General features: G+C 72.7%; 25 protein-coding genes and 2 pseudogenes. 15 read left to right on the forward strand and 12 right to left on the reverse strand.

Annotated features, from left to right (window positions below):
- Window positions 1-41: 41 nt before the first annotated feature.
- The gene (locus tag OG370_RS39990; RefSeq protein WP_328473221.1) at window positions 42-947 is read right to left on the reverse strand and encodes an alpha/beta hydrolase; all 906 of its coding nucleotides are present in this window, start codon (window positions 945-947) and stop codon (window positions 42-44) included.
- A 154-nt stretch (window positions 948-1,101) separates the two neighbouring features.
- Here OG370_RS39990 and OG370_RS39995 point away from each other — a divergent pair, with 154 nt between their 5' ends.
- From OG370_RS39995 to OG370_RS40005, 3 genes are all read left to right on the forward strand, one after another.
- Window positions 1,102-1,965: a helix-turn-helix domain-containing protein gene (locus OG370_RS39995; RefSeq protein WP_328473223.1), complete on the forward strand. Its 864-nt coding sequence runs from the start codon at window positions 1,102-1,104 to the stop codon at window positions 1,963-1,965.
- 53 nt (window positions 1,966-2,018) lie between these two features.
- Window positions 2,019-2,741: a class I SAM-dependent methyltransferase gene (locus OG370_RS40000; RefSeq protein ID WP_328473225.1), complete on the forward strand. Its 723-nt coding sequence runs from the start codon at window positions 2,019-2,021 to the stop codon at window positions 2,739-2,741.
- A gap of 206 nt (window positions 2,742-2,947) precedes the next feature.
- Window positions 2,948-3,496, forward strand: coding sequence for a hypothetical protein (locus tag OG370_RS40005; RefSeq protein ID WP_328473227.1), 549 nt, complete (start codon window positions 2,948-2,950; stop codon window positions 3,494-3,496).
- A gap of 95 nt (window positions 3,497-3,591) precedes the next feature.
- Here OG370_RS40005 and OG370_RS40010 read toward each other — a convergent pair whose 3' ends face one another.
- Window positions 3,592-4,077, reverse strand: coding sequence for a hypothetical protein (locus tag OG370_RS40010; protein ID WP_328473229.1), 486 nt, complete (start codon window positions 4,075-4,077; stop codon window positions 3,592-3,594).
- Window positions 4,078-4,426: 349 nt separating this feature from the next.
- Between OG370_RS40010 and OG370_RS40015 the strand changes: the two genes are divergently transcribed.
- Window positions 4,427-4,753, forward strand: a complete 327-nt coding sequence (locus OG370_RS40015) for a hypothetical protein (RefSeq protein WP_328473231.1) — start codon at window positions 4,427-4,429, stop codon at window positions 4,751-4,753.
- Between the two features lie 63 nt (window positions 4,754-4,816).
- Window positions 4,817-5,251 carry a DUF5753 domain-containing protein gene (locus OG370_RS40020; RefSeq protein ID WP_328473233.1) on the forward strand — a complete coding sequence of 145 codons (435 nt, stop codon included), beginning with the start codon at window positions 4,817-4,819 and terminating at the stop codon, window positions 5,249-5,251.
- 30 nt (window positions 5,252-5,281) lie between these two features.
- Here OG370_RS40020 and OG370_RS40025 read toward each other — a convergent pair whose 3' ends face one another.
- Window positions 5,282-8,479, reverse strand: a complete 3,198-nt coding sequence (locus tag OG370_RS40025; protein ID WP_328473235.1) for a discoidin domain-containing protein — start codon at window positions 8,477-8,479, stop codon at window positions 5,282-5,284.
- A gap of 736 nt (window positions 8,480-9,215) precedes the next feature.
- Between OG370_RS40025 and OG370_RS40030 the strand changes: the two genes are divergently transcribed.
- Window positions 9,216-10,526 (forward strand): tetratricopeptide repeat protein, encoded by a 1,311-nt coding sequence (locus OG370_RS40030; protein WP_328473237.1) that lies wholly within the window; start codon window positions 9,216-9,218, stop codon window positions 10,524-10,526.
- A 167-nt stretch (window positions 10,527-10,693) separates the two neighbouring features.
- Here OG370_RS40030 and OG370_RS40035 read toward each other — a convergent pair whose 3' ends face one another.
- Window positions 10,694-11,665, reverse strand: coding sequence for a phosphotransferase enzyme family protein (locus OG370_RS40035; protein WP_328474856.1), 972 nt, complete (start codon window positions 11,663-11,665; stop codon window positions 10,694-10,696).
- 103 nt (window positions 11,666-11,768) lie between these two features.
- On the opposite strand from OG370_RS40035, the pseudogene OG370_RS40040 reads away from it, so the two are divergent.
- Window positions 11,769-12,307 (forward strand): annotated as a pseudogene (locus OG370_RS40040) (GNAT family N-acetyltransferase).
- Window positions 12,308-12,505: 198 nt separating this feature from the next.
- Here the strand turns inward: OG370_RS40040 and OG370_RS40045 are convergent.
- On the reverse strand, window positions 12,506-13,375 hold the full coding sequence (locus OG370_RS40045) for an aldo/keto reductase (protein ID WP_328473239.1): 870 nt from the start codon (window positions 13,373-13,375) through the stop codon (window positions 12,506-12,508).
- A 278-nt stretch (window positions 13,376-13,653) separates the two neighbouring features.
- Between OG370_RS40045 and OG370_RS40050 the strand changes: the two genes are divergently transcribed.
- Window positions 13,654-14,625, forward strand: a complete 972-nt coding sequence (locus tag OG370_RS40050; protein WP_328473241.1) for an aldo/keto reductase — start codon at window positions 13,654-13,656, stop codon at window positions 14,623-14,625.
- Between the two features lie 197 nt (window positions 14,626-14,822).
- Window positions 14,823-15,005 (forward strand): DUF4236 domain-containing protein, encoded by a 183-nt coding sequence (locus tag OG370_RS40055; RefSeq protein ID WP_328473243.1) that lies wholly within the window; start codon window positions 14,823-14,825, stop codon window positions 15,003-15,005.
- A 28-nt stretch (window positions 15,006-15,033) separates the two neighbouring features.
- Here OG370_RS40055 and OG370_RS40060 read toward each other — a convergent pair whose 3' ends face one another.
- Together OG370_RS40060 and OG370_RS40065 are read right to left on the reverse strand one after the other, a co-directional pair.
- On the reverse strand, window positions 15,034-16,776 hold the full coding sequence (locus OG370_RS40060; RefSeq protein WP_328473245.1) for an ABC transporter ATP-binding protein: 1,743 nt from the start codon (window positions 16,774-16,776) through the stop codon (window positions 15,034-15,036).
- Between the two features lie 422 nt (window positions 16,777-17,198).
- Window positions 17,199-18,902: pseudogene (locus OG370_RS40065) on the reverse strand (ABC transporter transmembrane domain-containing protein); the annotation flags it as partial.
- Between the two features lie 331 nt (window positions 18,903-19,233).
- On the opposite strand from OG370_RS40065, the gene OG370_RS40070 reads away from it, so the two are divergent.
- The 5 genes from OG370_RS40070 to OG370_RS40090 all read left to right on the forward strand — a co-directional run bounded on the left by OG370_RS40070 (window position 19,234) and on the right by OG370_RS40090 (window position 22,641).
- Window positions 19,234-19,515: a GlsB/YeaQ/YmgE family stress response membrane protein gene (locus OG370_RS40070; RefSeq protein ID WP_328473247.1), complete on the forward strand. Its 282-nt coding sequence runs from the start codon at window positions 19,234-19,236 to the stop codon at window positions 19,513-19,515.
- A gap of 184 nt (window positions 19,516-19,699) precedes the next feature.
- Window positions 19,700-21,142: an NADP-dependent phosphogluconate dehydrogenase gene (gndA, locus tag OG370_RS40075; protein ID WP_328473249.1), complete on the forward strand. Its 1,443-nt coding sequence runs from the start codon at window positions 19,700-19,702 to the stop codon at window positions 21,140-21,142.
- Between the two features lie 76 nt (window positions 21,143-21,218).
- On the forward strand, window positions 21,219-21,575 hold the full coding sequence (locus tag OG370_RS40080; RefSeq protein WP_328473251.1) for a PRC-barrel domain-containing protein: 357 nt from the start codon (window positions 21,219-21,221) through the stop codon (window positions 21,573-21,575).
- Between the two features lie 120 nt (window positions 21,576-21,695).
- Complete coding sequence (locus tag OG370_RS40085) at window positions 21,696-21,866, forward strand: hypothetical protein (protein ID WP_328473253.1); 171 nt, start codon at window positions 21,696-21,698, stop codon at window positions 21,864-21,866.
- Window positions 21,867-21,882: 16 nt separating this feature from the next.
- A complete protein-coding gene (locus OG370_RS40090) occupies window positions 21,883-22,641 on the forward strand; it encodes a DedA family protein (RefSeq protein ID WP_328473254.1) in 759 nt (252 codons plus the stop codon).
- Window positions 22,642-22,754: 113 nt separating this feature from the next.
- Here the strand turns inward: OG370_RS40090 and OG370_RS40095 are convergent, their stop codons facing one another.
- From OG370_RS40095 to OG370_RS40105, 3 genes are all read right to left on the reverse strand, one after another.
- Window positions 22,755-23,132: an ABC transporter permease gene (locus tag OG370_RS40095; RefSeq protein ID WP_328473256.1), complete on the reverse strand. Its 378-nt coding sequence runs from the start codon at window positions 23,130-23,132 to the stop codon at window positions 22,755-22,757.
- Between the two features lie 123 nt (window positions 23,133-23,255).
- Entirely contained in the window at window positions 23,256-23,597 is a 342-nt protein-coding gene (locus tag OG370_RS40100; RefSeq protein ID WP_328473258.1) for a DMT family transporter, read from the reverse strand.
- Window positions 23,598-23,912 (reverse strand): DMT family transporter, encoded by a 315-nt coding sequence (locus tag OG370_RS40105; RefSeq protein ID WP_328473260.1) that lies wholly within the window; start codon window positions 23,910-23,912, stop codon window positions 23,598-23,600. It abuts the gene before it with no gap.
- Window positions 23,913-24,007: 95 nt separating this feature from the next.
- On the opposite strand from OG370_RS40105, the gene OG370_RS40110 reads away from it, so the two are divergent.
- A complete protein-coding gene (locus OG370_RS40110; protein WP_328473262.1) occupies window positions 24,008-24,574 on the forward strand; it encodes a TetR/AcrR family transcriptional regulator in 567 nt (188 codons plus the stop codon).
- 79 nt (window positions 24,575-24,653) lie between these two features.
- Here the strand turns inward: OG370_RS40110 and OG370_RS40115 are convergent, their stop codons facing one another.
- Both OG370_RS40115 and OG370_RS40120 read right to left on the reverse strand, forming a co-directional pair.
- A complete protein-coding gene (locus OG370_RS40115; protein ID WP_328473264.1) occupies window positions 24,654-25,283 on the reverse strand; it encodes a TetR/AcrR family transcriptional regulator in 630 nt (209 codons plus the stop codon).
- Between the two features lie 143 nt (window positions 25,284-25,426).
- Complete coding sequence (locus tag OG370_RS40120) at window positions 25,427-26,890, reverse strand: MFS transporter (protein WP_328473266.1); 1,464 nt, start codon at window positions 26,888-26,890, stop codon at window positions 25,427-25,429.
- Between the last annotated feature and the right edge of the window lie 88 nt (window positions 26,891-26,978).

Below are 26,978 nucleotides of genomic sequence, written 5' to 3' on the forward strand. Positions count from 1 at the left end.
CTCATCGCCCGGGTACGAACGGTCCGCCCCGCGCGCCGATCTCAGGCGAGGTGCTTCCTGAAGAACTCGACGAGCTTGGCGGCGGCGGGCGTGATGTAAGGGTCGCGGTCGTACAGGTCGACGTGGGAGGCGCCCTCGACGAGGAACAGCTCGGCGTTGCCGGGGCTGTCGGCCACCGCCTTCTCGGAGAAGCCGCGGGTGACGGCCTCGGTGCCCGCGATCATGAGCAGGGGGCGGGGCGCGATCTTCGCGACGTCGGCGAAGGAGTCGAACTGGTCGAGGAGGTCGGCGCTGCGGGTGACCAGGTCCCCGGTGGAGCGGGGGTGCCGGCCCCGGGGCGTCTTGTAGTAGTCGACGAAGTCGGCGATCGGCGCGGGGGTGGCGGCATCGGCCTTCTCGGGCAGAACGGGGAACGTGGCGGCGGGCTCGCCCGCGGCTTCGGCGCTGCGGAGCGTGCCGGAGGCCGCCACCATCTCCTTCCAGCCTGCGGGGTCGGCGTCGCGGAAGAAGCTGGGGACGTCGGTGCCGGAGACCCCGGCCACGGCCCTCATACGGTGGTCCGTCTGGGCGGCGTAGGGCACGTACGCACCCGAGCCGCACACCCCCATCACGCCGATGCGGTCAGGGTCGACCTCGGGACGCGTGGTGAGGTAGGAGACCGCCGCGCGGAAGTCCTCGGCGCGCTGGAACGGGTCCTCCAGACCGCGGGGCATGCCCTCGGACTCGCCCTGGAAGGCGGCGTCGAAGGTCAGGACGGCGAAGCCTTCCTCGACCAGGCGCGCCGCGTACACCGCCGGTGACTGCTCCTTGACGCCGGTCGTCTGGTGGCCGACCACGATCGCGGCCAGTGGGCCGTCGACGCCCTCGGGAAGGTCGGTAAGGTCCGGAAGGTAGAGGTGGCCGGCGAGCTGAAGGCCGTTGGTCGGGAAGCGGACGTCAGTCCTCATGTGCTGCTCCTGACGGGATCGTGCGCGGCCGGCGATCTGCGGGCCCGTATCCCTGTCCACTGTCCGGTCGACGGCAGGGCGGGAGAAGGTCGGGCCGCTTCCTAGGAAGGATCTGTCCCAGGCAGAGCGCTCGCCTCGGTGCCATGCTGAACGGGTGGCTGGTTCCGCGCACCTTCGTGAGCTCGGCGAGTTCCTCAGGCACCGCCGTGGTGAACTCACGCCGGCGCAGGTCGGGCTCCCCGAGCGCGGGCACACCCAGCGTCGCGTCCAGGGGCTGCGCCGTGAGGAGGTCGCCCAGTTCGCCGCGATCAGCACCGACTACTACGTGCGCATCGAGCAGGGCCGTCTGGCGCCGTCGCAGCCGGTGCTCGACGCGCTCGTGCGGGAGCTACGGCTCGACGGCGACCAGCGGACGTACGTCGAGGGGCTGGTCGACCAGGCCGCCCGGACCGGGCACCGCAAGGCCCCGCGCCGATCGGCCCGGCCCAAGCTGCACCCGCACCTCGCGCGGTTGCTGGGGCAGCTCACCGACACGCCCGCCATCGTCTTCGGGCCACGGCTCGACATCCTGGCGTGGAACCCGCTCGCGGCGGCGCTCTTGTGCGACTTCGCGGCCGTGCCCGAAGCCGAGCGCAACTGCGTCCGCACGGTCTTCACCGACCCGGTGATGCGCGAGATCTACGCCGAGTGGGAGGACGTGGCCCGCACGTGCGTGGAGGTTCTGCGGATGGAGGCCGGCACCAATCCCGCCGACCCGGCCCTCACGGCCCTCGTGGGCGAACTGTCCGTGGCCGACCAGCAGTTCCGGTTCTGGTGGGCCGAACACCGCGTCGCCCAGCAGGACTTCGGCAGCAAGCGCATCGCCCACCCCGTCGTCGGCGACCTCACCCTCGACTGGGACACCTTCCGCTACGCGGGCGCGCCGGAACAGCAACTCGTCCTCTGGTCCGCCGAACCCGGCACCCCTGACGCCGAACGGCTGTCCGACCTGGCGCGCAGGACGGTGCCGGCCCCGTAAGCCGGCCAATTCGATGGTGGGATCGGGAACTGCCGCGTAGCGTCCGGACTTTGATGACCGAATCCTGGGACACCATCGCCGACTGGTACGCGGAACTGTTGCGCACCGGTTCCGCCCTGCATGACTTCGCACGTGACAGCCTTCTGTGCCGCGTTCCCGAGAACCTCGCGGGTGCGCCTGTCCTCGACCTCGGATGCGGAGAGGGGATGGTCGCCCGGGCTGTGGCCGCTCGGGGGGCCTCCGTGGTCGGAATCGACCCCGCTCCGCGGATGATCGCCAACGCACGGGCCATCGAGCGGGGCCGACCGAGCGGGGCGGTCTTCTCGGTCGACGACGGTTGCACGCTCGCCACGATCGGTACCGGCTGCGTCGAGTGGGTGACCGCCGGGCTCTCGCTGAACAACGTGCCGGACCTCGACGCCGCACTCTCGGCGGTGCACAGGGTCCTCGTCCCCGGGGGATGCCTGGTCTTCACGATCCCGCACCCCTGCTTCGAGGCGCCGCACGCCGCCTGGACGCGGACCGACAACGGCACCGTGCGCAGGGTCGTCGGCGACTACCTCACCGAGGGCTTCTGGCGGTCGACGAACCCGGAGGGCGTACGGCGGGCGGGGAACCAGCACCGAAAGCTGTCCACTTACCTCACCGCGCTGACGGGGCACGGCTTCAGGATCGAGGCGGTCGAGGAACCGGTGCCGGATGCCGCTGTCATCGCGGCGCAGCCGCAGCGGGCGGGGCTGCCCCCGTTCATGCTCTTCCAAGCGCGCAGCGCGTGATCGGGGCGATTTCTCCGGCCGACGGTTCCCCGTCCCCGTCCGGCCGAACCCGGGAGCGGGCGCGCGGCAACCGGTCCTCCCGGGTCAGGCGGCGGCGATCCAGTGCCAGGGACGGGGGCCGCGCTGGCCGTGGAGGCAGGCGTGGGCGCTTTCGTGTGTTCTGGGGGAGGCCAGGCGTACAAGGGCGGTGGGAGCAGGCGCAGGCCGTGGCCGAGCGGAAGGCCGACGAGATCGAGCCGGGGTTTCGCCACGCGAGCCCGCGGCATCTCGCGGTGTACGGGAATCTGCTGATTGCGGCGGCGACGCCGGCGGCCCGCCGGGACCGGCATGACGACGCGGCAGAGATTCTGCGGGTGGCCGAGGCGGCGGCGGTGCGGTCCGGCCCGACGCGCGCGTACGGCAGCGCGTTCAGCGTGACGGACGTGCGGACGCAGGCGGTGAACGTCGCGCTCGCCGGTGCGAGCCCACGCCCGGGCGACGCGTTGACGTTGGCTCAGCGCGTGGACCTGCGTGCGATCTCCCGGCCGGTGCACACCGCGAGCCACCGCGTGGACGTGGCGCAGGCGCAGTACCAGGCCGGCGACTGCGATGGGTCCCTGGCGACGCTGTTGGAGGTCGAGCGGCAGCAACCGGAGTGGATCAGGTACCAGACCGTCGCGGCCGCCACGGTGCGGGACATGTTGGAAGCCGAGCGGCGCCGGAACACCCCGCTGCGCGGGCTCGCGTCCCGGATCGGTGTCGACCCGACGTTATGAGGTAGGGCGTGGTGTCCTACCTTGCGGCTGATCCGGCCATGGGCTGGTGATTTCTGTCCACCGGCAGGCTCGTCCGGGCAGCCCGGCGTGCAGAATCACAGTGAGGTTGCTCCGATGCTGCTGACCCAGACATGCAAGGGCCCGACCTCGGGTTCAGTCCCGGTCCGCGGCGAAGATCCCTGCGCCGCGTCCAGGTCTGACAGCGAGACAACCCCCGGGCTGTCGTCGGAAAGGAATTCCTCGATGACCGGTCTGAGATCCTCGGAGGGAACATAGGCGCCGCCGAACGGCAACTCATTCGGCAGCACCGATCCGGTCGAACACCGCAGCTGTCCGGCCATCTTGTCGTGCCACACGTAGAACGTCGCCGGCCCTGAAGCCCCCATGCGGCGAACCCGTCCTCGCAGCGCCACCGCAGTCGACTCGAAAGCAGCCGCCACCTCGGCGACGGACAACGACCTCCTGTCCTCGGCGTTCGCCCCCAGCCGCCAGGTGTTGGTCTCCCGCTCCACCTGACGGTCGGTCGGTTCCAGGGCCAAGGGCTCTTCCGCCACCTCGGCGATCCATGTCAGCAGCACCACAGCAGTATCCCTGCACGCGTCAAAGGCACCCGCCGGCGGGTCAGGCGGCCGCGGTCCAGTGCCAGGGGCGGGGCCGTGGTGGCCGCGGAGGCAGCCGAGCGGTGCTGGGCTTGGGGGAGCGCGGCGGGGTTCCGGCCGGCTATTCGATGGCATGACGGTGGCACTTGTGCCGCCTTCGTGAGACTTACTGATGGTTTCAGAATGAGGTCCGGAGGCGGCGAGGATGTCAGTCGGTTGAGGCGAGGACCTGTCCGGGCTGCCATGCAGCTCTGTCGCGCGGCCTGACCCACGACGACCGGTGGCCGTACAGGCTCGCCCGTCCGGCGTACGCACCGTGCATAGTGTGCTCATGGATCGATTCGTGGGTCAGGGCCGCCTCGAATGGTGGGCCAATCACTCGACTTGCCTTGAGATGTACGACATCGACATCACCGTCACTGTCGACGCGGTCGGCAAGTGGCGGGCAACCGGTCGGCATGCCAACGCCCTGGACACGACCCAGCGTGAGGGCTGGGACTTCCTTATGGAGATGGATCCCCACTTCTCCGTTGCGTTTCCCGGCGAGGATCGCGGCGCCATCATGGTGCGAGTCGTCGAGACAGAGGATGGAACCCTCGCGCTCACGGAGGCACCGGACTGGGACGGCTCCGTGAACGTCACCTTCGACCTCACCTGAGTTCAGCGTCCGAGGGTAGGGACCCGACTCGCTACCCTGCCACCGACTCCGGCGTGTCGCCCCTTGCTGATCTTTCAGAATGAAGTTCGGAGACAGCGAAGGCAGCCTGTCCATTACCGCGCGTTGATCGACGAAGCCGTACTACGGCGCAAAGCCCGCGACCCGCAGACGTGGACCGCCCAACTGGAACACCTCATCGAGATCGCCCAGCAGCCCGATGCCTCCCTGCACGTCGTGCCGTTCGGCACCGGCCCGCACCACATCCGCAGCTGCCTGGAGCTGATCTCCTTCCAGGACGGCCGCACCGTGGCGTACACGCAGAGCAGTTGGAGCGGCCACCTCGTCGAGGAGCCGGAGGACGTCGAACCGCTGCGCCTGGCCTACGACTTGCTGCGGGACACCGCTCTCACGCCCCCCGCATCGCTGACGTTCCTGCACGCCGTGCTGGACGAGCACGGCCCGCACCGTTCGGACGGCGGCGGGGACCCGGCACGGTGAGCAAGCCGAGTCCCCGCCGCCGCGCGCACGCTACTTCGCGCCGGTCACCGACAAGGACACCAGACGGGCGGCGCCGCTCAGGGCACCGTGCGAGGCGCCGTTCGCGGCACCGTCCGGCACCGCGAGCGCGACGTAGCGCGCGGAACCCTTCAGCCGCAGGGACGAGGTCGCGCGGGCGGGCAGCGTACCGGCCTGCTGGTAGGTCAGCCCGTCCCCGCTGGTCTCGACCCGCGCCGCAGGCGCGCGACCACCGGTCCAGCGAGCCGTGACCGTGCCGAGCGGGACGACCGCACCGAGGTCGACGACCATGCGCCCGCCCGCCCCCGGCGTCCACGAGGTGTGCGGGTCCCCGTCCACCGCGGCGGCGGGAGAGGACATGCCCGGCGGCAGCGGCGACGTCGGGAAGGTGACGCGGCCGAGCGCGAGGTCGTCCAGCGGATACGGCGCGGCCCCCGGCAGAGCGACGGTGCGGGCGCGCCCCGAGCGGAGCGTGACGCGGACCGTACGGCCACCGGGAGCGGCGAGCTCCACCCGGCAGGACGGGCCGCGCAGCACCACGGTCGCGGCGTCGCACACCTCGGCGGTCAGCCCCGCGGGAAGACGCCCGGAGGCGGCCCGCAGTACGGCCCTCGCGGGCGCCAACTCCGCACCCGCAGCGCCGAGTTCGGCCAGGTAGGAGGTGCCGTGCGCGGTCACCGTCTGGCTGCCCGCGTACAAGGTGACCGCACGGGTGTCCTGCGCCAGCGCCACCTGCGCGGTCACCGCCGAGCCGGAGAGGTTGAACAGGCTCAGGTGACCGCCGGCCGTGGAGGCGCGCACCGCGTCGTGGTCGGTGCTCGGCGCCGGGCGCGCGGCCGCGGCCCGTACCGCCGCCGGGCTGCCGTCCGGCACGCCCTCGACCAGCAGCGGCTCGGCCGGCCCGTCCGAGAGGATCAGCGTGTCGCCGTACACGGACAGCGGGTTGGCCGCGCCGCGGACCACGAACCCGGCCCGGCCGTCGACGCTGATCCAGCCGCCCCGGCCGGTGAGGTCGGCGGGCGGGTAGGCGACCAGGTCGGTCCAGGTCGAGCCGTCCGTCGAGCCCTGCACGGTGTACGCCTGCCCGGCCGCGGCCTCCCAGCTCAGCGTGACGCGGTCCACCGTGGCCGCCGCGCCGAGGTCCACCTCCAGCCAGCTGTCGCCGCGGGCGCGGTCGGCGACCGAGACCGCCCAGCGGGTCGCCGGGTCACCGTCCACGGCCAGCGCCGCCCCCTTGCCGCTGTCCGAGGAGGACGCCGTGGCGGTGCCGCCCCGCGCCAGGTCGGGACCCGCGGCACCGTCGCGGACCTCGAACGCGTAGACGGAGTAGCCGTATTGGGGATTGCCGCGCCGCCCCTGCATCCGCAGATAGCGGTAACTGCCCGCGGTGAACGTCAAGTTGTCGGTGCGCGGCCCGGACGTCGGGTGCCCGGCCTTGCCGCTGTCGACCGCCGGCACGGTGACCGAACCGTCGGCGGTGGTGTACGTACGGCCGCCGTCCAGGCCCGCGACGCCGGGCATGGTCAGGTTGAAGACCTCGATGTGGCCCTCGCCGGCGCCGGTACCCGCGGTGGCGTAGACGACCTCGCCGCCGGGCAGCGTGGTGAAGCCCGCGTACCCGCTGTCCAGGGCGAGCAGCACCGCGGACGCGTCGAGGCCGTCCCGCAGCTCGGTGTACGTGGCGACGTTGCGGCCGGTGACCTTGCCCGCCGTGCTCGGCAGGAACATCGGCGTGCTGCCGCTGAGCGAGAACAGCCAGTCGTCGTGGGCGGGTTGCCAGCAGAACTTCACGAAGCCCGGCTTGGTGACGGAAGCGGCCCACGCGTTCGGGGTCTGGTGGGCGACCAGCCCCGGCCCGGTGCCGAAGTCGGTGACGCCGGAGGCCAGTCGGAAGAGTTCCTCGGCGGTGAGCGCGGTGACCGTCTCGCGCTGCGCGGCCCGCCACTCGTGCAGCAGATAGCTGATCGCGACTTCGGCGCGCGCCTCGGGCTCGTACTTCGGCTCCCCGGAGAACTTGGTGATCCGGTCGGCCGGGGCGTACGCCTGATACGCCGTCAGCCGCTCGGCGAGCGCGGTCTCGGCGCGCGCGGCGGCCCGGTCGCCCAGCACCTGGGCGAGGAACGCGACGGGGATGACGTCCCGCCCGTACAGGTGCTCGCGGTCGTTGACCATCGGCATGAGGGGCTCGCCGGCGTCGCTCATCACCGTGAGCAGGGAGGCCCACAGCCGGTCGGCGTTCGGCTGGGCGGCGAGGACCTCGGGCATGGGGCGGCCGGCGGTCAGGAAGTGGGCGGTGTTGCGGCCGGAGGTGCGCCACAACTCGCACTGGTAGTGCGGGCCGAACGAGCCGTGGTTCTCGACGATGAAGGTGTCGTACAGGTTCTGCGCGGTGTTGGCGCTGATCGCGACGCCGTCCACGACCGTCGGGTTGGCGAGGTCGGCGGCCGGCAGGCCGGTCTCGTTGCGGCTCCACTTGCCGTACCACGAAGCCCAGTCGGAGTAGCTCGCGTCGTCCGATGCCCACGCCAGCGCGGGCGCCAGGGACTGCGCGTAGACGCCCATCTCCTCCAGTTTGGTGTCGCCGACGTGGTTGCCGAGCAGCCCGTCGGGCGTCCAGGACCCGGACAGCGGGTCGTTGCCGGTGCCCAACGACGTGGTGTACGCGGCCTGTTCGCGCACGATCGTGTCGACGTGCCCTTGCGTCACCGCGTCCAACTGGTCCCACAGCAGGCGCGCGGCGAGCACGAAATACAGCTGGAAGGTGGTGTCGAAGAAGAGCGTCTTGCCCCATTCGCTGCCGCCGGTCAGGCGGTTGGAGCCGGCGAAGTGCGAGAGGGTGGCGAGGGTGCGCGAGCGCAGGGTGTCCTCGTCGATGCCGGTGACGGCGGCGTCGTAGCCGCCGCGGGTCAGCAGCAGCGCGTGGCCCAGCACCACGGCGAACCCGAAGTCGGTGACCGTGTAGTGGCCGGCCTTGTCGTCCCACTGCGTCTCGGTCCACCGCGTGTGGCGCAGCAGCACCTGGTGGTACGTCGCCGCGATCGCGTCCGGCGGGGTGCTCGACGGCGTGATCCCACCCGCCGCCGGTTTCGCGCCCCCGGCCGTGGCCGACGCGGGCGACGAGGCCGACGCGGGCGCAGCCGCCACCGCCGTCGGTACGGCCGCCAACGCGGCGGTGATTCCTGCCAGTTGGGTGAACCTGCGCCGGCTCATGGGGGAGGTGTGGTGCTGCACGGGTGGCTCCATCCTCGGTGCGGGACGCCGTCGCGCGACTCGACAACGTTGTCAGGCGTGGGCCATTCTTCGCATCGCCGCGCGACGGCGTCAACCCCTGTGCGGGGGTGGGTGCCTGCTTGGGAGGGGTCGGCGGGGTGGGGCGGGCGGCCGTCAGCGGGGTACGTGGCGGTTGCCCGGCGGTGGACGGGACGGCCGGGTGGCGGCGTACGTGGCGGCCGTTGGGCCGTGTACGCGGCGGCCGTCGGCGGGTGCGCGGCGAACCGCGGTGCGGCCCCGTCCGGGAGACCGGCGAGAAGTTCTCCGGAAGGCGCGCATGAGGGCCGGATGACGGGGCAGGCGGACGTCAGCCCTTGCAGGGGACTCGCAAGGGAGGGTCCGATCGGTGGTGCGTCAGCCGAGCCGGCGGACCCACGACCGGCGGCGCACCCCCCCCGCGGTGCCGGTCCGCGCCCGGCCGCCGACTTGCCCCCCAGGATGGCGGCCGGGTGCCCCCTCTGCTTTCACGGCGGGTGCCTCGGGATGACCGCTCTCTCGGGATGATCTCCCTCCGGGACAGCCGCTCTCTCGGGGTCCGGGCACCCGGGCCGGGCGGCCGGCCGGCAAGGCCGGAACCCAGGCACGGAACGGTGGCGCCGCCGCCCCACCAGGTGCGACCGATGGCATGGACAATCTCTGCCCATGCCATCGGTCGCGCCAGTAGAATCACGGCCTTGTGGCTCTGACAGATGATGCGGAACGCCTCGGCGTGCACAGTGTCGCGCGGCTGGTCCACCGTGAGCTGCGCTGGAAGTTCCGCGAGCAGCACGAGTCGGACTTCGGCATCGACGCCATGATCGAGATCGCCGACGACGGCCGCCCCACCGGCCAGCTGATCGCGCTACAGATCAAGAGCGGGAAGAGCTACTTCCGCACGTCCGCCTCGGATCAGGCGGGCTGGGTCTTCCGGGCCGACACGCGGTTGCTCGACTACTGGCTCGACCACGCGCTGCCCGTCGTCGTGGTGCTCTACGACCCGGGGTCGCGGGCCGCGTTCTGGCAGCACGTCACCGCGGACCGGGCAGAACTCGCCGGTACCGGCTTCCAGATGACCATCCCGGCGCGGCACCGGCTGGACGGTTCGGCCGCGGCGGCACTGCGGGCGATCTCCAAGAGCCCGCCGCACTCGGTGAAGTTCCAACTGCTCGACCAGTTGCGGGAGACCCTCGGCGCCGACCACCCGGAGACCCTGGAAGCGGCGGACGAACTGGCCGACGCCCTGGCCGGGGTCGGCGACGTGCAGGTGGCGCGCGACATCGCCGAGGACACGTTCACCCGCCGGCGGCGGGCGTTCGGCGCCGATCACCCGGACACGCTGGACACGGCGGACAAGCTGGTGGACGTGCTGGTCGACCTGAGTGACGCCGACGTCGCGCTCGCCCTCGCGGACGACACCTTCTCGCGCTCCCGCAGCTTGCTCGGCGAGGACGACTACCGCACCGTGGACCGGGCCGAGGCACTCGTCCGGAACCTGTACTGGTCGGGCGCCTACGAACGTGCCCGGACCCTCGGAGCGGACACCCTCGCCCGCTGTCGAAGGCTGTTCGGAGACAGCGACATCAGGACCGCGCGGTTCGAGGAGCAGTTGGCCGTCATGCTGGCCGGTATGGGCGACGAGGCCGCCGCCCGGGCGACGCTCCTGCACCGCCTCGACGCGGTGCGCGGCCGGCTGGGCATCGACCACACGCACACCCTGGTCCTGGCGCACAACATGGTGCTCACGCTTCAGAAACACGGCCACTTGGAGGCTGCGCGGGACGTGGCGCGGGATACCCTCTCACGCCGTCGCCGGGTACTCGGCGCGGACGACTTCCGTACACTGCGCACCGCCGGCTTCCTGGTGAGCGTCCTGTACGAGTTGGACGACCACGAGGGCGCGCGGAAACTCGGCGAGGACACCCTCACCCGCAGGCGCCGTTCGCTGGGGCCCGAGCACCCGGAGACCACTTTCCTCGCGGACTTCCTGGCCTCGCTGCCGGACCGCTGAAGCCGACCGCGGGCGATGGCTTCGGATTCGAGACGTCGTCGCGCGCATCATGTCCGGCGGTCCGGCGGTCCCGCGGTCCGGCCACCGCGCCGAGGACACGACGCAAGGCAGAGAGCCTCCTCGCCCTTACCGCAATCGCCACCAGCCTGATCAACTACCGACGGAAACTAGGCGGAAAGACGTCCAAGTGCGCCACGTAGGAAGGCGTCGCGGCGCTCTTCGAGGACCGGGCGGTCGAGGTCGGGGCGTCCCTGGTCCTGGATCGCGGACACGAAGCCGGCCATGCGCGGTGGCGTGCTGAGGGCGGCGACGACGTCCCAGTACGCCAGGTCCGCGACATCGTCCCGGCCGCCGGATTCCAGGTAGCCGGCCAGCACCGGATCGGCGTGCTCGGGCCCGAACATGAGGGCGGCGTCCAGGCGGATCGGGGCGACGTCGAGGCCCGGCTCGCCGATGCCGGCGCAGTCCCAGTCCACGAACCCGGTGAGCCTCGTGCCCGTCCACAGCGTGTTCCCCTGCCACAGGTCCCCGTGGACGAGCACGGATTCGTGCTCGGGTGTCGCGTGTCCGGCGATCAGTTCCTCGGCCGACGTCAGGAGGTCGCTCGCGCCGTGCTTCCGGCGTTCGGCCGCGAAGTCCACCAGCTCGATCGGTCGGGTTCGGCGCGGCAGTCGGCCGAGCCTGCTGCCGGGCACACAATGCAGCGTGGCGGTGGCCGCGCCGTACTCCCGAAGCCGCCCGGGCGTCGGTGCCACGGGGATGCGGCTCTTCCCCTCGATGACCGTGCTCAGCACCGCGAGCGCGCCGCAGTCCTCATCGGTCAGGTCGTGCGCGATCAGTGCGGACGTGGGTATGCCGTGCCCGCGCGCTGCTTCGAGCACCGCCGCCTCGATGCGGAACCCGTCACGCTGCTGTTCGTCCTGCGCGTCCCCGATCCGGAGCACGGCCGAGGTCCCGTCGGCGAGTCGCACCAGCCACGGGCTTCGCCCTCGCGAAGCCCGACCACGTCGGCCACCCGTGAACGCACGTGCTCGGGCCGCGTCAGCTGCCCAACAGCCCAGTCCAGCACCGGTTCCAGAAGATCGCTCACAGCTTTGAGACCAGGACCTGCCTACGACAACGCCGTTGCGTCCGGCCAGGGCCGGGGCGAATCCGGTTTCGGCTCACCAGGGAGGAGCCGCGTTGCCGGGTCCGGCCGCCTGCGTCTTGATCGCTGCCGAGGGCGCTGATTGGCTCGCGGGTATGACCGAACTCGGACCAGTCCCCTGGCCACCCGCTCCGATCAGGACCGAGCGGCTCGTGCTCCGTGAGCCCGAGGCCCGGGACCGTACGGCCTTCATCGAGCTGCTCGCCTCGCCCGAGGTGCACACCTACCTCGGGGGCCCCGGCCGCGTGACGAGCTGGAGCGGGAGCTGCCCGAGGTGCCCGAGCGGTGGCGGGGGAGTTTCGTCGTCGATCTGGACGGGGCGATGATCGGGCAGATCCTGCTCAGGAGGGCATCGGAGCAGCATCGCCCGGCTGCCGCGGGGAAGGCGGATCTCGGCTATCTGTTCCTGCCGCGCGCGTGGGGGTTCGGGTACGCCGCCGAGGCGTGCGCGGCGGCACTCGACTGGTTCGACGGCGTCCTTCCCGGCGAGCCGGTGGCGCTCGCCACCCAGACTGCCAACGCCGGGTCGCTGCGCCTCGCGGCGAAGCTGGGGTTCACCGAGGTGGAGCGGTTCCGGGCCTGGGACGCTGAGCAGTGGCTCGGCATGCGCTCCCCGGTCACGCCGCGCGATTGAGCTCGTACGCGCCACCGCACCACCGCACCCCCGCACCCCCGCGCCACCGTGGACCAGCGGATCGGGGGAGCACACGGCGGCCGCCGACCGGCCCCGCCGAGGTGAGCGTCGGCCCGCCTCGTCACCACCGCGCAGGCCGGGGACCGGAAGGTTCCCGGTCCCCGGCCTGCGCCGATACCGGCCAACGCAGCGGCCGGCTCAGCCGACCGCGTCGGTCAGCTCCGCGAACTCCGCGTCGGTCAGCTCCAGTCCGGCCGCCGCGATGTTGTCGTCCAGGTGCGCCACCGAGGACGTGCCCGGGATCGGCAGCATCACGGGGGAGCGGCGCAGCAGCCAGGCGAGGGCGAGCTGGGAGGGGCTCGCGCCGTGCCGCTCGGCCAGTTCGGCGAGCGGCCCGCCGGGCTTGGCCAGCTCGCCGGTGGCCAGCGGGAACCACGGGATGAAGGCGATGCCCTGCGCCTCGGCGTGGTCGAGCAGCTTCTCCGCGGAGCGGTTGGCCAGGTTGTACAGGTTCTGCACCGACGCGATCTCGGCGACCGCCCGGGCCGCCTCCAGCTGGTCCACATCGACCTCGGAGAGCCCGATGTGCGCGATCTTGCCCTCCTCCTGGAGCAGCTTCAGCTCGCCCACCTGCTCCTCCAGCGGCACCTTCGGGTCGATCCGGTGCAACTGGAAGAGCGGGATACGGTCCAGGCCCAGGTGCCGCAGGCTCATCTCGGCCTGCTGCCGCAGGTATTCCGGCCGCCCGACCGGCCGCCAGTCGTTCGGCCCGGAACGGGTCAGCCCGGCCTTCGTGGCGATCACCAGGTCCGCCGGATACGGGTGCAGCGCCTTGCGGATCAGCGGCTCGGCCACCACCGGCCCGTACGAGTCGGCCGTGTCGATGAAGTCGACGCCCGACTCGACGGCCCGCCGCAGCACGCGCACCGCCTCGTCGGGGTCCTTCGGGTCACCCCACACCCCGGGTCCGGTCAACTGCATCGAACCGAACCCCAGGCGGGTGACCGGCAGCTCCCCGGAGAGGGAGAACGTCCCGGACGCCTTGGCGGGCTGGGTCTGCGTGCTCACGATGACATGCTCCTTCCGCGGTTGCCCGGCCTGGCCCGGTGCACACCGCTGGGACGGTCCGTGCGACCGGGTCCGCCCGGTCACGCCTGCGGAACAACCGCGTACCGGGTGCCCGCTATTCCGGACGCCGGCATTCCGCGAGACGGCATTCCGCATGCCGGACCAGGCGGTTCCACCGGCCCGGACGTCCGTCTGGTTGCATGGGCAGCGGCATCCACGAAACCGATGGCACACACACGTACGGACAGCACGTACGGATACACCGAGGAGGCGGCCTCATGCGCTTTACGCGACTGGGCGCGACCGGTCTTGAAGTGTCGGCGATCAGCCTGGGCTGCATGAGCTTCGGCGAGCCGGACCGCGGCAACCACGAGTGGACCCTCGGCGAGGACGCGAGCCGGGACCTCATCAAGCGGGCCCTCGACGCCGGGGTGAACTTCTTCGACACCGCGAACGTCTACTCCGCCGGCAGCAGCGAGGAGATCACCGGCCGCGCGCTGCGCGACCTCGCCGACCGCGACGAGGTGGTGATCGCCACCAAGGTGCACGGCCGGACCCGGCCGGGACCCAACGGCGGCGGGCTGTCCCGCAAGGCGATCATGGCCGAGATCGACCACAGCCTGCGCCGGCTCGGCACGGACTACGTGGACCTCTACCAGATCCACCGCTGGGACCACGACACGCCGATCGAGGAGACCATGGAGGCGTTGCACGACGTGGTGAAGGCCGGCAAGGCCCGCTACATCGGCGCCTCCTCGATGCACGCCTGGCAGTTCTCGAAGGCGCAGTACACCGCGGACCTGCACGGCTGGACCCGGTTCTGCTCGATGCAGAACCACTACAACCTGCTCTACCGCGAGGAGGAGCGCGAGATGCTGCCGCTCTGCGCGGACCAGGGCGTCGGCGTCATCCCGTGGAGCCCGCTGGCCCGCGGGCGGCTGACCCGGCCGTGGGACGAGACCACCGCCCGCGCCGAGACCGACGAGTTCGGCCGCACCCTCTACCACTCCGACGACCGCGTCGTGGTGGAGCGGGTCGCCGAGGTCGCCGCGGCGCGCGGCATCCCCGCCGCGCAGGTCGCGCTCGCCTGGATGCACCGCAACCCGGTGGTCACCGCGCCCATCGTCGGCGTCACCAAGGCGCACCACCTGGACGACGCGGTGGCGTCGCTGGAGGTCGAGCTGACCGACGAGGAGGTGGCCCGGCTGGAGGAGCCGTACGCGCCGCACGCGGTGGCCGGGTTCCACTGACCGTTGGCGGTTGGCGGTTGGCGGTTGCCGGTTGCCGGTTGCCGGTTGGCGGTCGGCGGTCGGACCGGCTCGCCCCGGCCGGGGTCCACGGCCGCGCCCGGAAGCGGCGCGGCCGGTCGGTTCCGGCCGGCCGGCGGCTGCCGGGGGTGAACGCGGCGGACGCGGGCAGACGGCCACGGGAGACCGAGGAGGCCCTCATGCCCGTGACGTTCCGCAAGTCCTTCCACATCTTCCCCGGCGTGCGGCTCAACGTGAACCGCAGGTCGCTCTCCCTGACGCTGGGCCGCAAGGGCGCGCACCGCACCTGGTCCACCACCGGCCGCCGCACCACCTCCGCCGACCTGCCCGGCCCCTTCGGCTACCGCCACACCGAACGCTGAGGCGCGCCGCGGCCCGAACGGCAGGCGGCTACTCCTGGCCGCCGTGCCAGGACGACCAGAGCGCGGCGTAGGCGCCCCGGGCCGCCACCAGTTCCTCGTGGGTGCCGAGTTCGGTGAGCCGGCCGCCCTCCATCACGGCCACCCGGTCCGCGTCGTGGGCGGTGTGCAGCCGGTGCGCGATGGCGATCACGGTACGGCCGCGCAGCACGCTCGCCAGCGCGCGCTCGGTGTGGCGTGCGGTGCTCGGGTCGAGCAGCGCGGTCGCCTCGTCGAGGATCAGCGTGTGCGGATCGGCCAGCACGACTCGTGCCAGGGCGAGTTGCTGGGCCTGCGAACCGTCGGTGCGGTGGCCGCCGTCGCCCACGGCGGTGTCCAGGCCGTCCGGCAGGTCGCCGACCCAGTCCGCCCCCACGGCCGCCAGTGCCGCGAGCAGTTCGTCGTCCCGCGCGGCGGGCGCGGCGATCAGCAGGTTGTCCCGGATCGTGCCGAGGAACACGTGGTGCTCCTGGGTGACCAGCACGACATGGCGGCGCAACTGCTCGGGGTCCAGGTCGGCGACCGGGACCCGGCCCACGGTCACCGACCCCGCGTGCGGGGCGTCGATCCCCGCCAGCAGCCGGCTCAGCGTGGTCTTGCCGGCACCCGAGGGGCCGACGAGCGCCAGCCGCTCGCCGGGACGCACGGTCAGATCGACACCGCGCACCACCTCGGCCCCGCCGGCGTAGGAGTAGCGGGCGCCGACGACGTCGATCCGGTCGTCGACGGGGGAGGGGGCCGCCTGCGGAGCGACCTGCGCGGCCCCGCCCAGGCCCTCGACCCGGGCGAAGGACGCGCTGCTGCTCTGCAACTGCTCGACCCACATCATGATCGAGTCCAGCGGCTCGGACAGCTGCCGCAGATACAGCGCCGCGCTGACCACCGCGCCCAGGCTCATCACGCCGTGCGCGTGCAGCAGACCGCCGACCATCAGCACCGCGACGACCGGGACGACGTACGAGATGTCCACCGCGGGGAAGAACACCGTGCGCAGGTTGAGCGTACGGGTCCGGGCCCGGCGGGAGACCTCGATCGCGTCCCGGCTCGCCGCCACGCGCCGCTCCTGCAGCCCGAACGCCTCGACCGTCCGCGCGCCGGTGACCGTGGCGGCGAGGATCTCGGTGACCGCCGAGTTGGCCGCGCCCTCCGCGAGGTAGGCGGCACGCGCCCGGCGCAGGTACCAGCGCAGCGCGAACCAGATCCCGCCCAGGCTGAGCAGGCCGCAGCAGCCGAGCAGCGGATCGAGCACGAAGACCGCGCCGAGGATGAACAGCGCCTGGACCAGGGCGATCAGCACCTCGGGTGCCGCGTCGCGAAGCGTGGTACCGACCATGGCCACGTCCGTGGTGCCGCGCGCGGTCAGGTCGCCGCTGCCGGCGCGTTCCACCACCGAGGCCGGCAGGGTCAGCGCGCGGTCGACGAACTGCTCGCGGACGCGGGCGAGGGTCCGCTCGCCGAAACGGTGGCCGAGGTAGCGGGCGTAGCGCGCGAGCAGGAACTGCGCCGCCGCGAAGAGCAGGATGACCAGCGCCAGCCGGTCCACGGCACGCACCTCGCCGCCCTTCTGCACCTCGTCGACGATCCGGCCGACCAGCCACGGCCCGACGAGCCCGGCCGCGGCGGCCAGCGCGTTGAGGGCGAGTACGGCGGCGAAGGCCCGGCCGTCGGACCGGATCAGCCGCCCCGCCGCCCGCCCCACGGCCGACGGCTCGGCGACCGGCAGGTGCCCGCTCATCAGACCACCTCCCCGGACCCGGACCGGTGCGCGTCGGCCGCGTCGCCGGTGCCGTGCTCGTCCTGGCCGTTCCGGCCGTCCCGGTTGCCGTCGGCGCCGCGCGCACCGGGCCGGCCGGCCGCCGCGGGCGGCCCGTCGCCTGGCGGTTCCCCGCCGGTCGCGGCGCCCGCGCCGGGCCCGCGGTCGTCGGCCGCCTCGCGTGCCGGGGACCTGCTGTCCCCGCCCGGACCTCGTCCGCCGGTCCGGTCCACGCCCACGCGCTCGCCCGTCCCGCTGCCGCCCGCGCCGCCGTCGGCAACCCCGGCCGCGTCCGTGCCGGCCACGCTCGTGCGGCAGGTCGCCGTACCGCCCGGGTCCTGGTCCGTACGGCCCGGACCGTCCGCCTCCGCGGGTGAGTGCTGCGCGGGGACCTGCGGGGCGTCGGCCTCGGCCGCGCTGCGGTCGACCAGCGACCGGTAGCCGGGCTCGCGGCGCAGCAGGTCGCGGTGGCTGCCGGAGGCGACGACCTTGCCGTCGACCAGGTAGTGCACGGTGTCGGCCTGGTCGAGCAGGACCGGCGAGGTGCCGGTGACCACGGTGGTGCGGCCGGTGCGCGCCGTGCGCAGCCGGGCCGCGACGGCCGCCTCGGTGTGCGCGTCGAGCGCGGAGGTCGGCTCGACCGCCATCAGCACCTCGGGTTCGGCCAGCAGCGCCCGTACCAGGCGGATGCGCTGGCGCTGGCCGCCGGAGAGGTTGCGGGCCTGCGCGTCCATGGCGGTGCCGAGCCCGTCGGGCAGCCCGTCGACGATGTCCTGCGCGACGGCGGCGCGCACCGCGCGGGCGACCGCCTCGTCGTCGTGGTGGCGGCGGCCGGAGACCATCTCGCGCAGCGGACCGGCGAACAGGTCCGCCTCGTTGTCGGCGACGAGGATACGGTCGCGGACCTGCGCCGCCGCGACCTCGTCGAGCCGGACCGGCCCCCAGGTCACGGCCCCGGGCGCGAACCCGCAGAGCCGGTCCACCACCTCGGCCGACTCGGCGGGCCGGCCGCTGACCAGCGCGGTGAGCGTGCCCGGCGCCACCTCGACGCCGGAGCCCGGGTCGCGCAGCGCGGACGGCGCGGCGGGCGGGTCCGTACGGGCCTGCCGCACGGCGGAGTCGGGCACCAGGGACAGGAAGCCCACCACCCGTTTGGCGGCCACCAGCCCGCGCGTGACGTCGTACCCGCACTCGATGAAGAACCCGACCGGCACCACGAGCACCGCGACGTATCCGTAGACCCCGACGAACTCGCCCACCGAGATGGACCCTTCGACGGCGAGGCGGGCCGCGAGCCAGGTGACGAGTGCGAGGAAGACCATCGGCAGCCCGACGCCGAGCGCCTGCACCCAGCTCGTCACCGCCCCGACCCGGTAGCCCTGGCCGGTCAGCTCGCCGGAGTCCCGGCGGAAGGAGTCGGCGAACAACTGCTTCCCGCCGAGGCCGTTGAGGACCCGCAGCCCTCCGGACAGGTCGCCGATCCGGGCGGTCAGACCGCCCTGCTGCTCGCGGTAGACCGCCTCAGCCCCGCGCAGCCGCCCCAGCAGCGGGCCGACCAGCACCGCGATGACCGGCACCCCGAGCAGCACCACCAGCGCGAGCGACACGGAGACCGACAGCAGCAGACCGGCCACCACGAGGTAGGCGATCACCGAGCCGAAGCCCGGGCCGGTCATGGTGAGGGACTGGCTGATCTGCTGGACGTCGGTGACGCCGATCGTGACGACCTCGCCGGCCCTCGCCTGCCGCGGCAGCGACGCACCCAGCCGGGTGGCCTGGCCGACCACCGACTTGACGGTGCGGAAGGTCGCGTCCATCCGCAGCCGGGTCATCGTGCGGTGCCGCATGATGCTCACCCAGGCGTTGACCACGCCCAGGCCGAGCAGGACCCCGCTCCACGCGGTGAGCGCGCCCATCCGGCCCGGCTCCAGGCCGTCGTCGATCGCGCGGGACAGGACGTAGGGCGTCAGGGTGATGAGGACCATCCAGACGGTGCCGAGCAGCGCGCCCCCGGCCGTACGGCCGCGCTGGCTCATGAGCAGCCACCACAGGTAGCGGCCCGCGCTGCGGTGGTCGGGGGTTCCGGGGTCCGCGTACGAGTCGATCACCGGCGGCATCCGCGGGTCTCGCGGTACGACCGGGGCGGGGGCGGCTGCTGGGGTGGGTGCATGGCCGCCACCTTCGCAGAGCACCATGCCGACGGGCCAACGTATATCTCACCTTTCGGGCGCGGTGGGCGCTCCTTTCGGGCGCGGGCGGCGCTTCGTCCGGGCGCGGCCGCCGCTCCTTCCGGGTGCCGCCGCGGCCGCGTGGCGCCTACGTCCCGGCGGCGTCGCGGGTACGTCCCGTCCACGTCGCGGGTGCGTCCCGGCGCCGTAACAACCCTCCATCCGGCGGGTATTGCGGTGTGTCCGGTGAATCGCGGGGCATATGGCCTGCATGGGACTCATCGGTTGGATCATTCTGGGACTGCTCGCCGGGGCGATAGCCAAGCTCCTGCTGCCCGGGCGTGACCCGGGTGGGGTGCTGGGCACCATCGTCATCGGCATCGTCGGGGCCTTCCTCGGCGGCTGGCTGTCGGCCAAGCTGCTGGACAAGCCCGTGCCGCACCACTTCTTCGACGGCCATACCTGGCTCGCCGCGATCGGCGGCTCGCTGGTGCTGCTGATCGCGTACCGCCTGCTGTTCGGGGACTCCCGAGATCGCCGAAGCCGACGCTGAGCGGCCCGGCCGGGCCCGACCCGGCCGCCCCCGCTCCCCCCGGCCCGGCCAGGCCCGCCCAGCAGCCCCGGCCGGGCCGCGCCGTACCCCCGAACGGCCCCGGTGCACGGGCCGGCCGGCCGCCGGCCGAGCACAATGACCGGAGCGGCATCCACGGCCCCCGCAGCGGCACCAGGAGCGGAACATGAGCGCAACCGCCGACATCGGCGTGACCGGACTCGCCGTCATGGGCAGCAATCTCGCCCGGAACTTCGCCCGCCACGGGTTCACCGTGGCACTGCACAACCGCACCACCGCCAAGACCACCGCCCTCGTCGACGAGCACGGCGACGAGGGCGCCTTCGTGGCCACCCGCACCCCCGAGGAGTTCGTGGCCGCCCTCGAACGCCCCCGCCGGCTGATCATCATGGTCAAGGCCGGCGACCCCACCGACGCGGTGATCCGCGAGTTCGCGCCGCTGCTCGAAGAGGGCGACGTGATCATCGACGGCGGCAACGCGCACTTCGAGGACACCCGGCGCCGCGAGCGGGAACTGCGCGCGCAGGGCATCCACTTCGTCGGCACCGGCATCTCCGGCGGCGAGGAGGGCGCGCTGAACGGCCCGTCCATCATGCCCGGCGGCTCCGCGCAGTCCTACGAGTCGCTCGGCCCGCTGCTGGAGCGGATCGCCGCGAAGGCCAAGGACGGCACCCCCTGCACCACCCACATCGGCCCGGACGGCGCCGGCCACTTCGTGAAGATGGTGCACAACGGCATCGAGTACGCCGACATGCAGCTCATCGCCGAGGCGTACGACCTGCTGCGCGCCATCGGCGGCTACACCCCGGCCCAGATCGCCGACATCTTCCGTACCTGGAACACCGGGCGGCTCGACTCGTACCTGATCGAGATCACCGCCGAGGTGCTGGCCCACACCGACGCCGCGACCGGCCGCCCCTTCGTGGACATCGTCGCCGACCAGGCCGAGCAGAAGGGCACCGGCCGCTGGACCGTGCAGACCGCGCTCGACCTCGGCGTGCCCGTCTCCGGGATCGCCGAGGCGGTCTTCGCCCGTTCGCTCTCCGGACACGCCGACCTGCGCGCCGCCTCCCGCGGCCTGCCGAGCCCGCAGGCGAAGGCCCTGTCCGGCCAGGCCGCGGCCGACTTCGCCGACCAGGTCGAACAAGCCCTGTACGCGTCGAAGATCGTCTCCTACACCCAGGGCTTCCACCAGATCCAGGCCGGCAGCGACGCCTACGACTGGGACATCGACCTGGGCCGGATCGCGGCCATCTGGCGCGGCGGCTGCATCATCAGGGCCGCGTTCCTGGACCGGATCACCGCGGCCTACGACGGCCGCCCCGACCTGCCCAGCCTGCTGTCCGACCAGCGGTTCGCCGACGAGATCGGCGCCGCGCAGGACGACTGGCGGGCCGTGGTGGCCGCGGCCGCGGCGGGCGGCGTGCCCGCCCCCGGCTTCTCGGCCGCGCTCGCCTACTACGATGCGCTGCGCGCCGAGCGGCTGCCCGCCGCCCTCACCCAGGGCCAGCGCGACTTCTTCGGCGCCCACACCTACCGGCGGATCGACCGCGAGGGCGTGTTCCACACGCTGTGGGGCGGCGACCGCGACGAGGTCGACGCCGGCTGAGCGTAATGCCCCGGAACGGGGGAATGCGACCACGCACAGGGCACCGGGCGTGCCCCCGCGAAAGGTAGGTTGGGGAATGATCGAGTCCGCTGATCTGCGCGAGTGGCGCGACCACGACGTGGTCGACGAGGACAGCCACAAGATCGGCGCCCTGGAGGCGGTCTACGTGGACACCACCACCGACCTGCCCGCGGTGGCAACGATCCGGGTCGGACTGCCCACCCGGCACCGGCTGGTGTTCGTGCCCGTCGCGGAGGCAGTGATCGGCCCGGGCTACGTACGGGTCCCCTACGCCAAGGCGCTGGTGAAGTCGGCCCCCTCGATCGGGACGGACGACGTCCTTCCGGTCGAGGACGAGGAGGCGATCTTCCAGCACTACGGGCTCCCGTACGAGCCGGGGGCGAAGGGCACCCGGCTGCTCGCCCGTCGCTGACCGCGCCCCCGTACCGGCGACGGGAGCCACCGGCCCGGCCGGCATCCGGCGGCGTTCCGGTCGCGACCGGAACGGGGACCGCCGGCCCGGTCGCCCTCCGCCCCGAAAGGACATCGGACCATGAGCCTGTTCCTCTTCCTGATCATCGTGGCGATCGTCCTCGGCCTGATCGGCGCGGCTGCCGGGGGCCTCGGCTTCCTGCTCGCGATCGGCATCGTGGTGTTCGTCGCCGACCTGGCGTGGGGCTTGTGGCGGCTGCTGCGCCGCAAGCGGCCGCGGCCGGTCCGCTGAGGCGGCCGGCGGCCGTATGAACTCCATCACCGACTGGCTCTCGCGCTCCTCGGGCACGGCCGTCTACGCGATCGTCGGCGCCCTCGTCTTCTGCGAGGACGCCCTCTTCTTCGGCTTCGTGCTGCCCGGCGAGACCGCGGCGGTGCTCGGCGGGGTCGTCGCCAGCCAGGGCCGGGTGTCGGTGTTCTGGCTGTGCGTGGTGGTGGTGCTCGCGGCGGTGGCCGGCGACAGCGTGGGCTACGAGGTCGGCAAGCGGTTGGGGCCGCGCATCCTGGAGACCCGCGCGCTGCGCGGGCACCGCGAACGCATCGGCCGAGCCGAGGAGTTGATCCGCCGGCGCGGGCCGGCCGCGGTCTTCCTCGGCCGCTTCATCGCCTTCTTCCGCGCCCTGATGCCCGCGCTCGCGGGCATCTCCCGCATGCCCTACCGGGTCTTCCTCGCCTTCAACGCCGCCGGCGGCCTCATCTGGGGCGTCGGCTTCACACTGCTCGGCTACTACGCCGGCGACGCCTACAAGCGGGTCGAGCACACCGCGGGCACGGCCGTCGCGATCGTCGTCGCGGTGGTCGTGGTCGCGGCCCTCGTCTACTGGCACTTCAGGCGCAGGCGGCAGGAGGCGGGGGAGGAGCAGGCGGGGGAGGAGCGGGCGGAGGAGGCCGAGCGGTCGGACCCGGACGGCGGGACCGACCGGGCGGACAGCGGGACCGATCGGGCGGGCGGCGGCGGGGCCACCCGGGCGGACGACCCCGACGACCCCGACGACGCCGACCGCTGACCCGTCCACGGCGGAACGCCCGCCCCGCGCCGTACGAGAGCGCCGCCGGGTGACGACCGAGCCGACCCGGACGGCGGGCGCCGTGGGAGCGGCGCCCGCCGTACCGCGGGCCGTCATTCGCTGTGCAGCACCTGCGAGATCGTCAGCCGAGCCGCCTGGCGGGCCGGTACGAGCGCGCCGAGCGCGGCGATCACCACCCCGGCCAGGGCCAGCCCGGCCAACTGAGGCGCGTGCCACACGTCCCGCATCGACGCGGGGAAGGCGATCACGGAGACGTGGTCGAGCACCGTCCGGTGCGCGAGGATGCCCAGCGGGATGCCGAGCAGCCCGCCGACCAGGCCGATCCCCGCCACCGACGTCACCGTCATCACCACCACCTGGCGCGGTGTCATCCCGATCGACTTGAGCATGCCCAGGTCCCGGCGCCGCTCCCGCGTGGTCAGCAGCACCGTGTTGAACACGCCCAGCGCGGTGACGGCGGACAGCAGCACCGTGAAGATCGTCGAGAAGCCGACGACGGTGACGACCGGCGCCCCCGCGCTCTGCCGGCTGAGCGTGGGGCGCAGCCGCGGGTCGATGCGCCTGGCGGCGAAGGGGCGCGGCGGGCAGGGGACTTACGCGGAGCCGGCGTCACCGGAGTGCGGCTTGGCCAGTTTGAGCCCCACGATGCAGCCGATGATGCCGGTGAGGAAGAGCAACTTCAGACCGCTGACGGTCTCGTGGCCGGTGGCCATGGACCAGAGGACGGTGCAGGCGGCGCCGGACCCGCTCCATACCGCGTAGGTGACGCTGATCGGGATGCGCTTCACCACGTAGGACAGGGCGGTCAGGCTGATGGCCAGGGTGGCGAAGAAGACCAGGGTCGGCACGGCCTCGGTGAAGCCGTCGCTGGCGCCCAGCGCCGTGGCCCAGACGGCCTCCAGCAGCGAACTGCAGAACAGGACGAGCCAGGGCACTCAGCTCACCGCCTTCAGTCCGACGACGCAGCCGATCAGGCCGGCCAGCAGTGCCGCCCGCAGGGAGGTGAGCCGGTCCTGGCCGCGGGCGGCGGCCACCAGGGCGGTCAGCACAGCACCGATGCCGACCCAGACGGAATAGGCGGTGCCGACGGGCAGCGTCTTCATGGCGAAGGCCAGCCCGGCCATGCTGAGGGCCATCGCGGCCACGACCGCTACGGTCGGCCAAAGACGCCGGAACCCTTGCGTCGCGCCGAGTGCGCTGGCCCAGACGGCCTCCATCACCCCCGACGTGATCAGGACGATCCACGTCACGTCGTGCCTCCCCATCGTTCGCGCAGTCGTTCTCGTACGACTGTACTGAAACCAGGTATAGCACATTTCCCGTACGACTGTGCGACTATGGCGCCATGCCCCGCGTGCTCGACGCCGAAGAACGCAACCGCCTGGTCTCCGAGGCGGCCTGGCGCGTCCTGGTGCGCGACGGCATCCAGGCGCTGTCGGTGCGCAGGATCGCCGCGGAGGCCGGGCTGCCGCCCAGCTCGCTGCGCTACACCTTCCCGACGCAGGCGAGCGTGCGGATCGGCGCGTACGAGATGGTCGCGGAGCGTTTGATGGCCCGTGTCGCGGCGCTCTCCCCCGACAGCGAGCGGTGGGCCAGGCTGGTGCTGCTGGAACTCCTGCCGCTGGACGCGCAGCGCCGGCTGGAGATGGAGGTCTGCCTCGCGTTCGGCACCGCGGCGATGACGGACCCGGAACTGCGCCACACCTTCCGGAGCGTGCACCGGGACGAACGCGCGCTGTGCGAGCGGGTGGTGCGGTCCGTGCGGGTGGCCGCCGCCGACGTCCCCGTCGAGGCCGAGCGGCTGCACGCACTGGTCGACGGTCTGGCGCTGCACCTCGTCCGGCAGGACCCGGAGGAGGACACCGGTTGGGCGGTGCGGGTCCTCGACGCTCACCTGGCGCGGCTCGGCTGACCGTCCGGCGTCCAGCGTCCGGAGGGCCGTTCACGCGGCTGTTCCCGTGACGGTTCTCCGGGGCGGGGCCGCGGGAAGGTCAGGACGTACTGCGGCTGATGCGCACTAGATCGGCGGTGCTGACGGCGGGCCTGTCGCTCGGCGGGCCGGCGGATCGCAGCCCGGCCAGGTGAATGTCCAGGTGGCGCTTCCAGGCGTGCGGAGCCACCGCCCCGGTCGTCTCGATGATGCCCCGGAGTGCCCAGGCGGTCGCCAGGACGTCGCCGAGGCTGATGTCGGGGCCGATGTGCCCGTGTTCCTGCGCCTGCCGGCGGAGTTCGTCGATCAGCCGGCGCAGCCGGTCGGCGCCGCGCTCGATGCCGGCGCGGCCGACGAGTTCGCGGGCGTAGCCGCGGTGGTCGCTGTAGGACTGCCCGAGCACGCGCAGGAAGTGCTCCAGCCCGCTGCCGTCGCCGCGGGCCAGCGCCTTCGTGGCGGCCTCGTCGAGTTCGCCGAGGATGAGGTGCACCAACTCGTCCACGAGCGCTTCCTTGTTGGGGAAGCGGCGGTACACCGTGCCGACGCCGACTCCTGCACGCGACGCGATGAGTTCCATGGTCGCGTCCGTACCGAACTCGGAGAGGACCTCGCGGGCGGCCTCGACGATCAACTGGTGGTTGCGCGCGGCGTCCCGGCGCATCGGCCGGCCGGTGTCGTCCCGTACCGCCATGCTCACCACTTCCTTCACGGGTCCACGCGCCCGGGCCGAAGCCTACGGCGCCGGGCTGTGGGCCGGGCCCGGACGGGGACGGCCGACGACCGCCCCGATCCGGACCCGCCGGGCCCGCCGGGCCCGCGCTCGATGAGGTCCGGTCACTCCGACTTGTCGCCGACGACCGTCCCGCCCGCCACCATGGCCAACTCGCCGTGCTCCGGCTCGTCGTTCGCGCCCGCGCCGCGCCGCGCGGCGGGGATGAGGGTCGCCGCGAGCGTCGCGATGACCAGGGCGCCGGCCAGCATGGCGAACCCGTGGGTGTAGCCGGCCTCCTTGGGCAGGCCGCCGGCACCGGTGTCGGCGGTGACGATGCTGGCCATCAAGGCGGCACCGATCGAGCCTCCGATGGTGCGGATGTTGGCGTTCATGCCGCTGGCGACGCCGGTCTGCTCCGGCGGCACCGCGTTGACGATCAGGCTGGACATGGCCGCGAAGGCCAGGCCGAAGCCGATGCCCATGACGCCGGTGGCGACGAAGATCTCCCACTTGTCCTGGTGGGCGAAGGCGAGGATGGCCATCGAGGCGACGCCGACCAGGCAGCCGATCACGACGACGGCCTTGCCGCCGATCAGCCGGGCGAGCCGGCCGGACCACATGCCGACGAAGAACATCGTGACGGTCGAGGGGAGCAGCATCAGACCCGACGCGGTGATGCTCGCGCCGAATCCGTAGCCGGCGCTCGACGGGGTCTGGACGAACTCCGGCAGGAACGCGAAGACCGCGTACATCCCGACGCCGATCAGCAGGGCGACCAGGTTGTTGGTCCACACCGCGGTACGCCGCATCATGCCCATGTCGATCAGCGGGGACGCCGAGCGCTGCTCCACCATGACCCAGGCGACCGCGAGCACGGCGGCGGCGACGATCAGCCCGATCACCTTGGCCGAGCCCCAGCCCCAGTCCGGTGCCTCGCTGAGCGCGACCAGCAGGGCCACCAGCCACGCCGACAGCAGGATGCCGGGCAGCCAGCTGATCCTGCCTTCCGTGCGCACCGGCGACTCCGGCACGAAGAAGTGGGCCGCCACCGCCGCGGCGACGGTGAGGATCATCGGCAGCCAGAACAGCCAGTGGTAGTCAAGGGCGTTGACGATCGGGCCGGCCAGCACGATGCCCAGGCCCGCGCCGACCGCGCTGAGCGAGGCGATCGCCCCGACCGCGCCGTTCAGCTTCTCCTTGGGGAACTCGTCGCGGATGATCCCGAACGCCAGCGGGAGCACGCCGCCGCCGATGCCCTGGATGACCCGGGCGATGATCATCACCGTCACGTTGGTGGCGAGCGCGGCCAGCAGCGATCCCACGGACAGGGCGACCAGGGTCGCCACGAACACGCGCTCCTTGCCGATCATGTCGCCGATGCGGCCCATGATCGGCGTGAATATCGACGCCGAGAGCAGATACGCCGTCAGCACCCAGGTGACGGTGTTCTGACTCGTGTGCAGGTCCACCGCGATGACGCCCAGCACCGGTGTCACCAGCGACTGGAGCAGCGCGTACGCGGCGACGGCCGCCGCCAGCACCGCGAATGTGACCTGATGATGTGTACGCCGCTCCGTCGTGGCCATAGAGCTCCCTCGGTTCCCGTTCCGTAAGCGGAATGCGCATTCCGATCCTAGGAGGGTAGCGGATGAGGAATGGAGATTCCGCTTCGGG

It is taken from the genome of Streptomyces sp. NBC_00448, from assembly GCF_036014115.1.
GTDB lineage: Bacteria > Actinomycetota > Actinomycetes > Streptomycetales > Streptomycetaceae > Actinacidiphila.

Bases quoted from the DNA above. Each gene is read 5' to 3' on its own strand.
- OG370_RS39990 (WP_328473221.1), bottom strand. From the start codon at position 947: ATGAGGACTGACGTCCGCTTCCCGACCAACGGCCTTCAGCTCGCCGGC.
- OG370_RS40000 (WP_328473225.1), top strand. From the start codon at position 2,019: ATGACCGAATCCTGGGACACCATCGCCGACTGGTACGCGGAACTGTTG.
- OG370_RS40015 (WP_328473231.1), top strand. From the start codon at position 4,427: ATGGATCGATTCGTGGGTCAGGGCCGCCTCGAATGGTGGGCCAATCAC.
- OG370_RS40025 (WP_328473235.1), bottom strand. From the start codon at position 8,479: ATGAGCCGGCGCAGGTTCACCCAACTGGCAGGAATCACCGCCGCGTTG.
- OG370_RS40050 (WP_328473241.1), top strand. From the start codon at position 13,654: ATGCGCTTTACGCGACTGGGCGCGACCGGTCTTGAAGTGTCGGCGATC.
- OG370_RS40055 (WP_328473243.1), top strand. From the start codon at position 14,823: ATGCCCGTGACGTTCCGCAAGTCCTTCCACATCTTCCCCGGCGTGCGG.
- OG370_RS40060 (WP_328473245.1), bottom strand. From the start codon at position 16,776: ATGAGCGGGCACCTGCCGGTCGCCGAGCCGTCGGCCGTGGGGCGGGCG.
- OG370_RS40070 (WP_328473247.1), top strand. From the start codon at position 19,234: ATGGGACTCATCGGTTGGATCATTCTGGGACTGCTCGCCGGGGCGATA.
- gndA (WP_328473249.1), top strand. From the start codon at position 19,700: ATGAGCGCAACCGCCGACATCGGCGTGACCGGACTCGCCGTCATGGGC.
- OG370_RS40080 (WP_328473251.1), top strand. From the start codon at position 21,219: ATGATCGAGTCCGCTGATCTGCGCGAGTGGCGCGACCACGACGTGGTC.
- OG370_RS40085 (WP_328473253.1), top strand. From the start codon at position 21,696: ATGAGCCTGTTCCTCTTCCTGATCATCGTGGCGATCGTCCTCGGCCTG.
- OG370_RS40090 (WP_328473254.1), top strand. From the start codon at position 21,883: ATGAACTCCATCACCGACTGGCTCTCGCGCTCCTCGGGCACGGCCGTC.
- OG370_RS40110 (WP_328473262.1), top strand. From the start codon at position 24,008: ATGCCCCGCGTGCTCGACGCCGAAGAACGCAACCGCCTGGTCTCCGAG.
- OG370_RS40115 (WP_328473264.1), bottom strand. From the start codon at position 25,283: ATGGCGGTACGGGACGACACCGGCCGGCCGATGCGCCGGGACGCCGCG.
- OG370_RS40120 (WP_328473266.1), bottom strand. From the start codon at position 26,890: ATGGCCACGACGGAGCGGCGTACACATCATCAGGTCACATTCGCGGTG.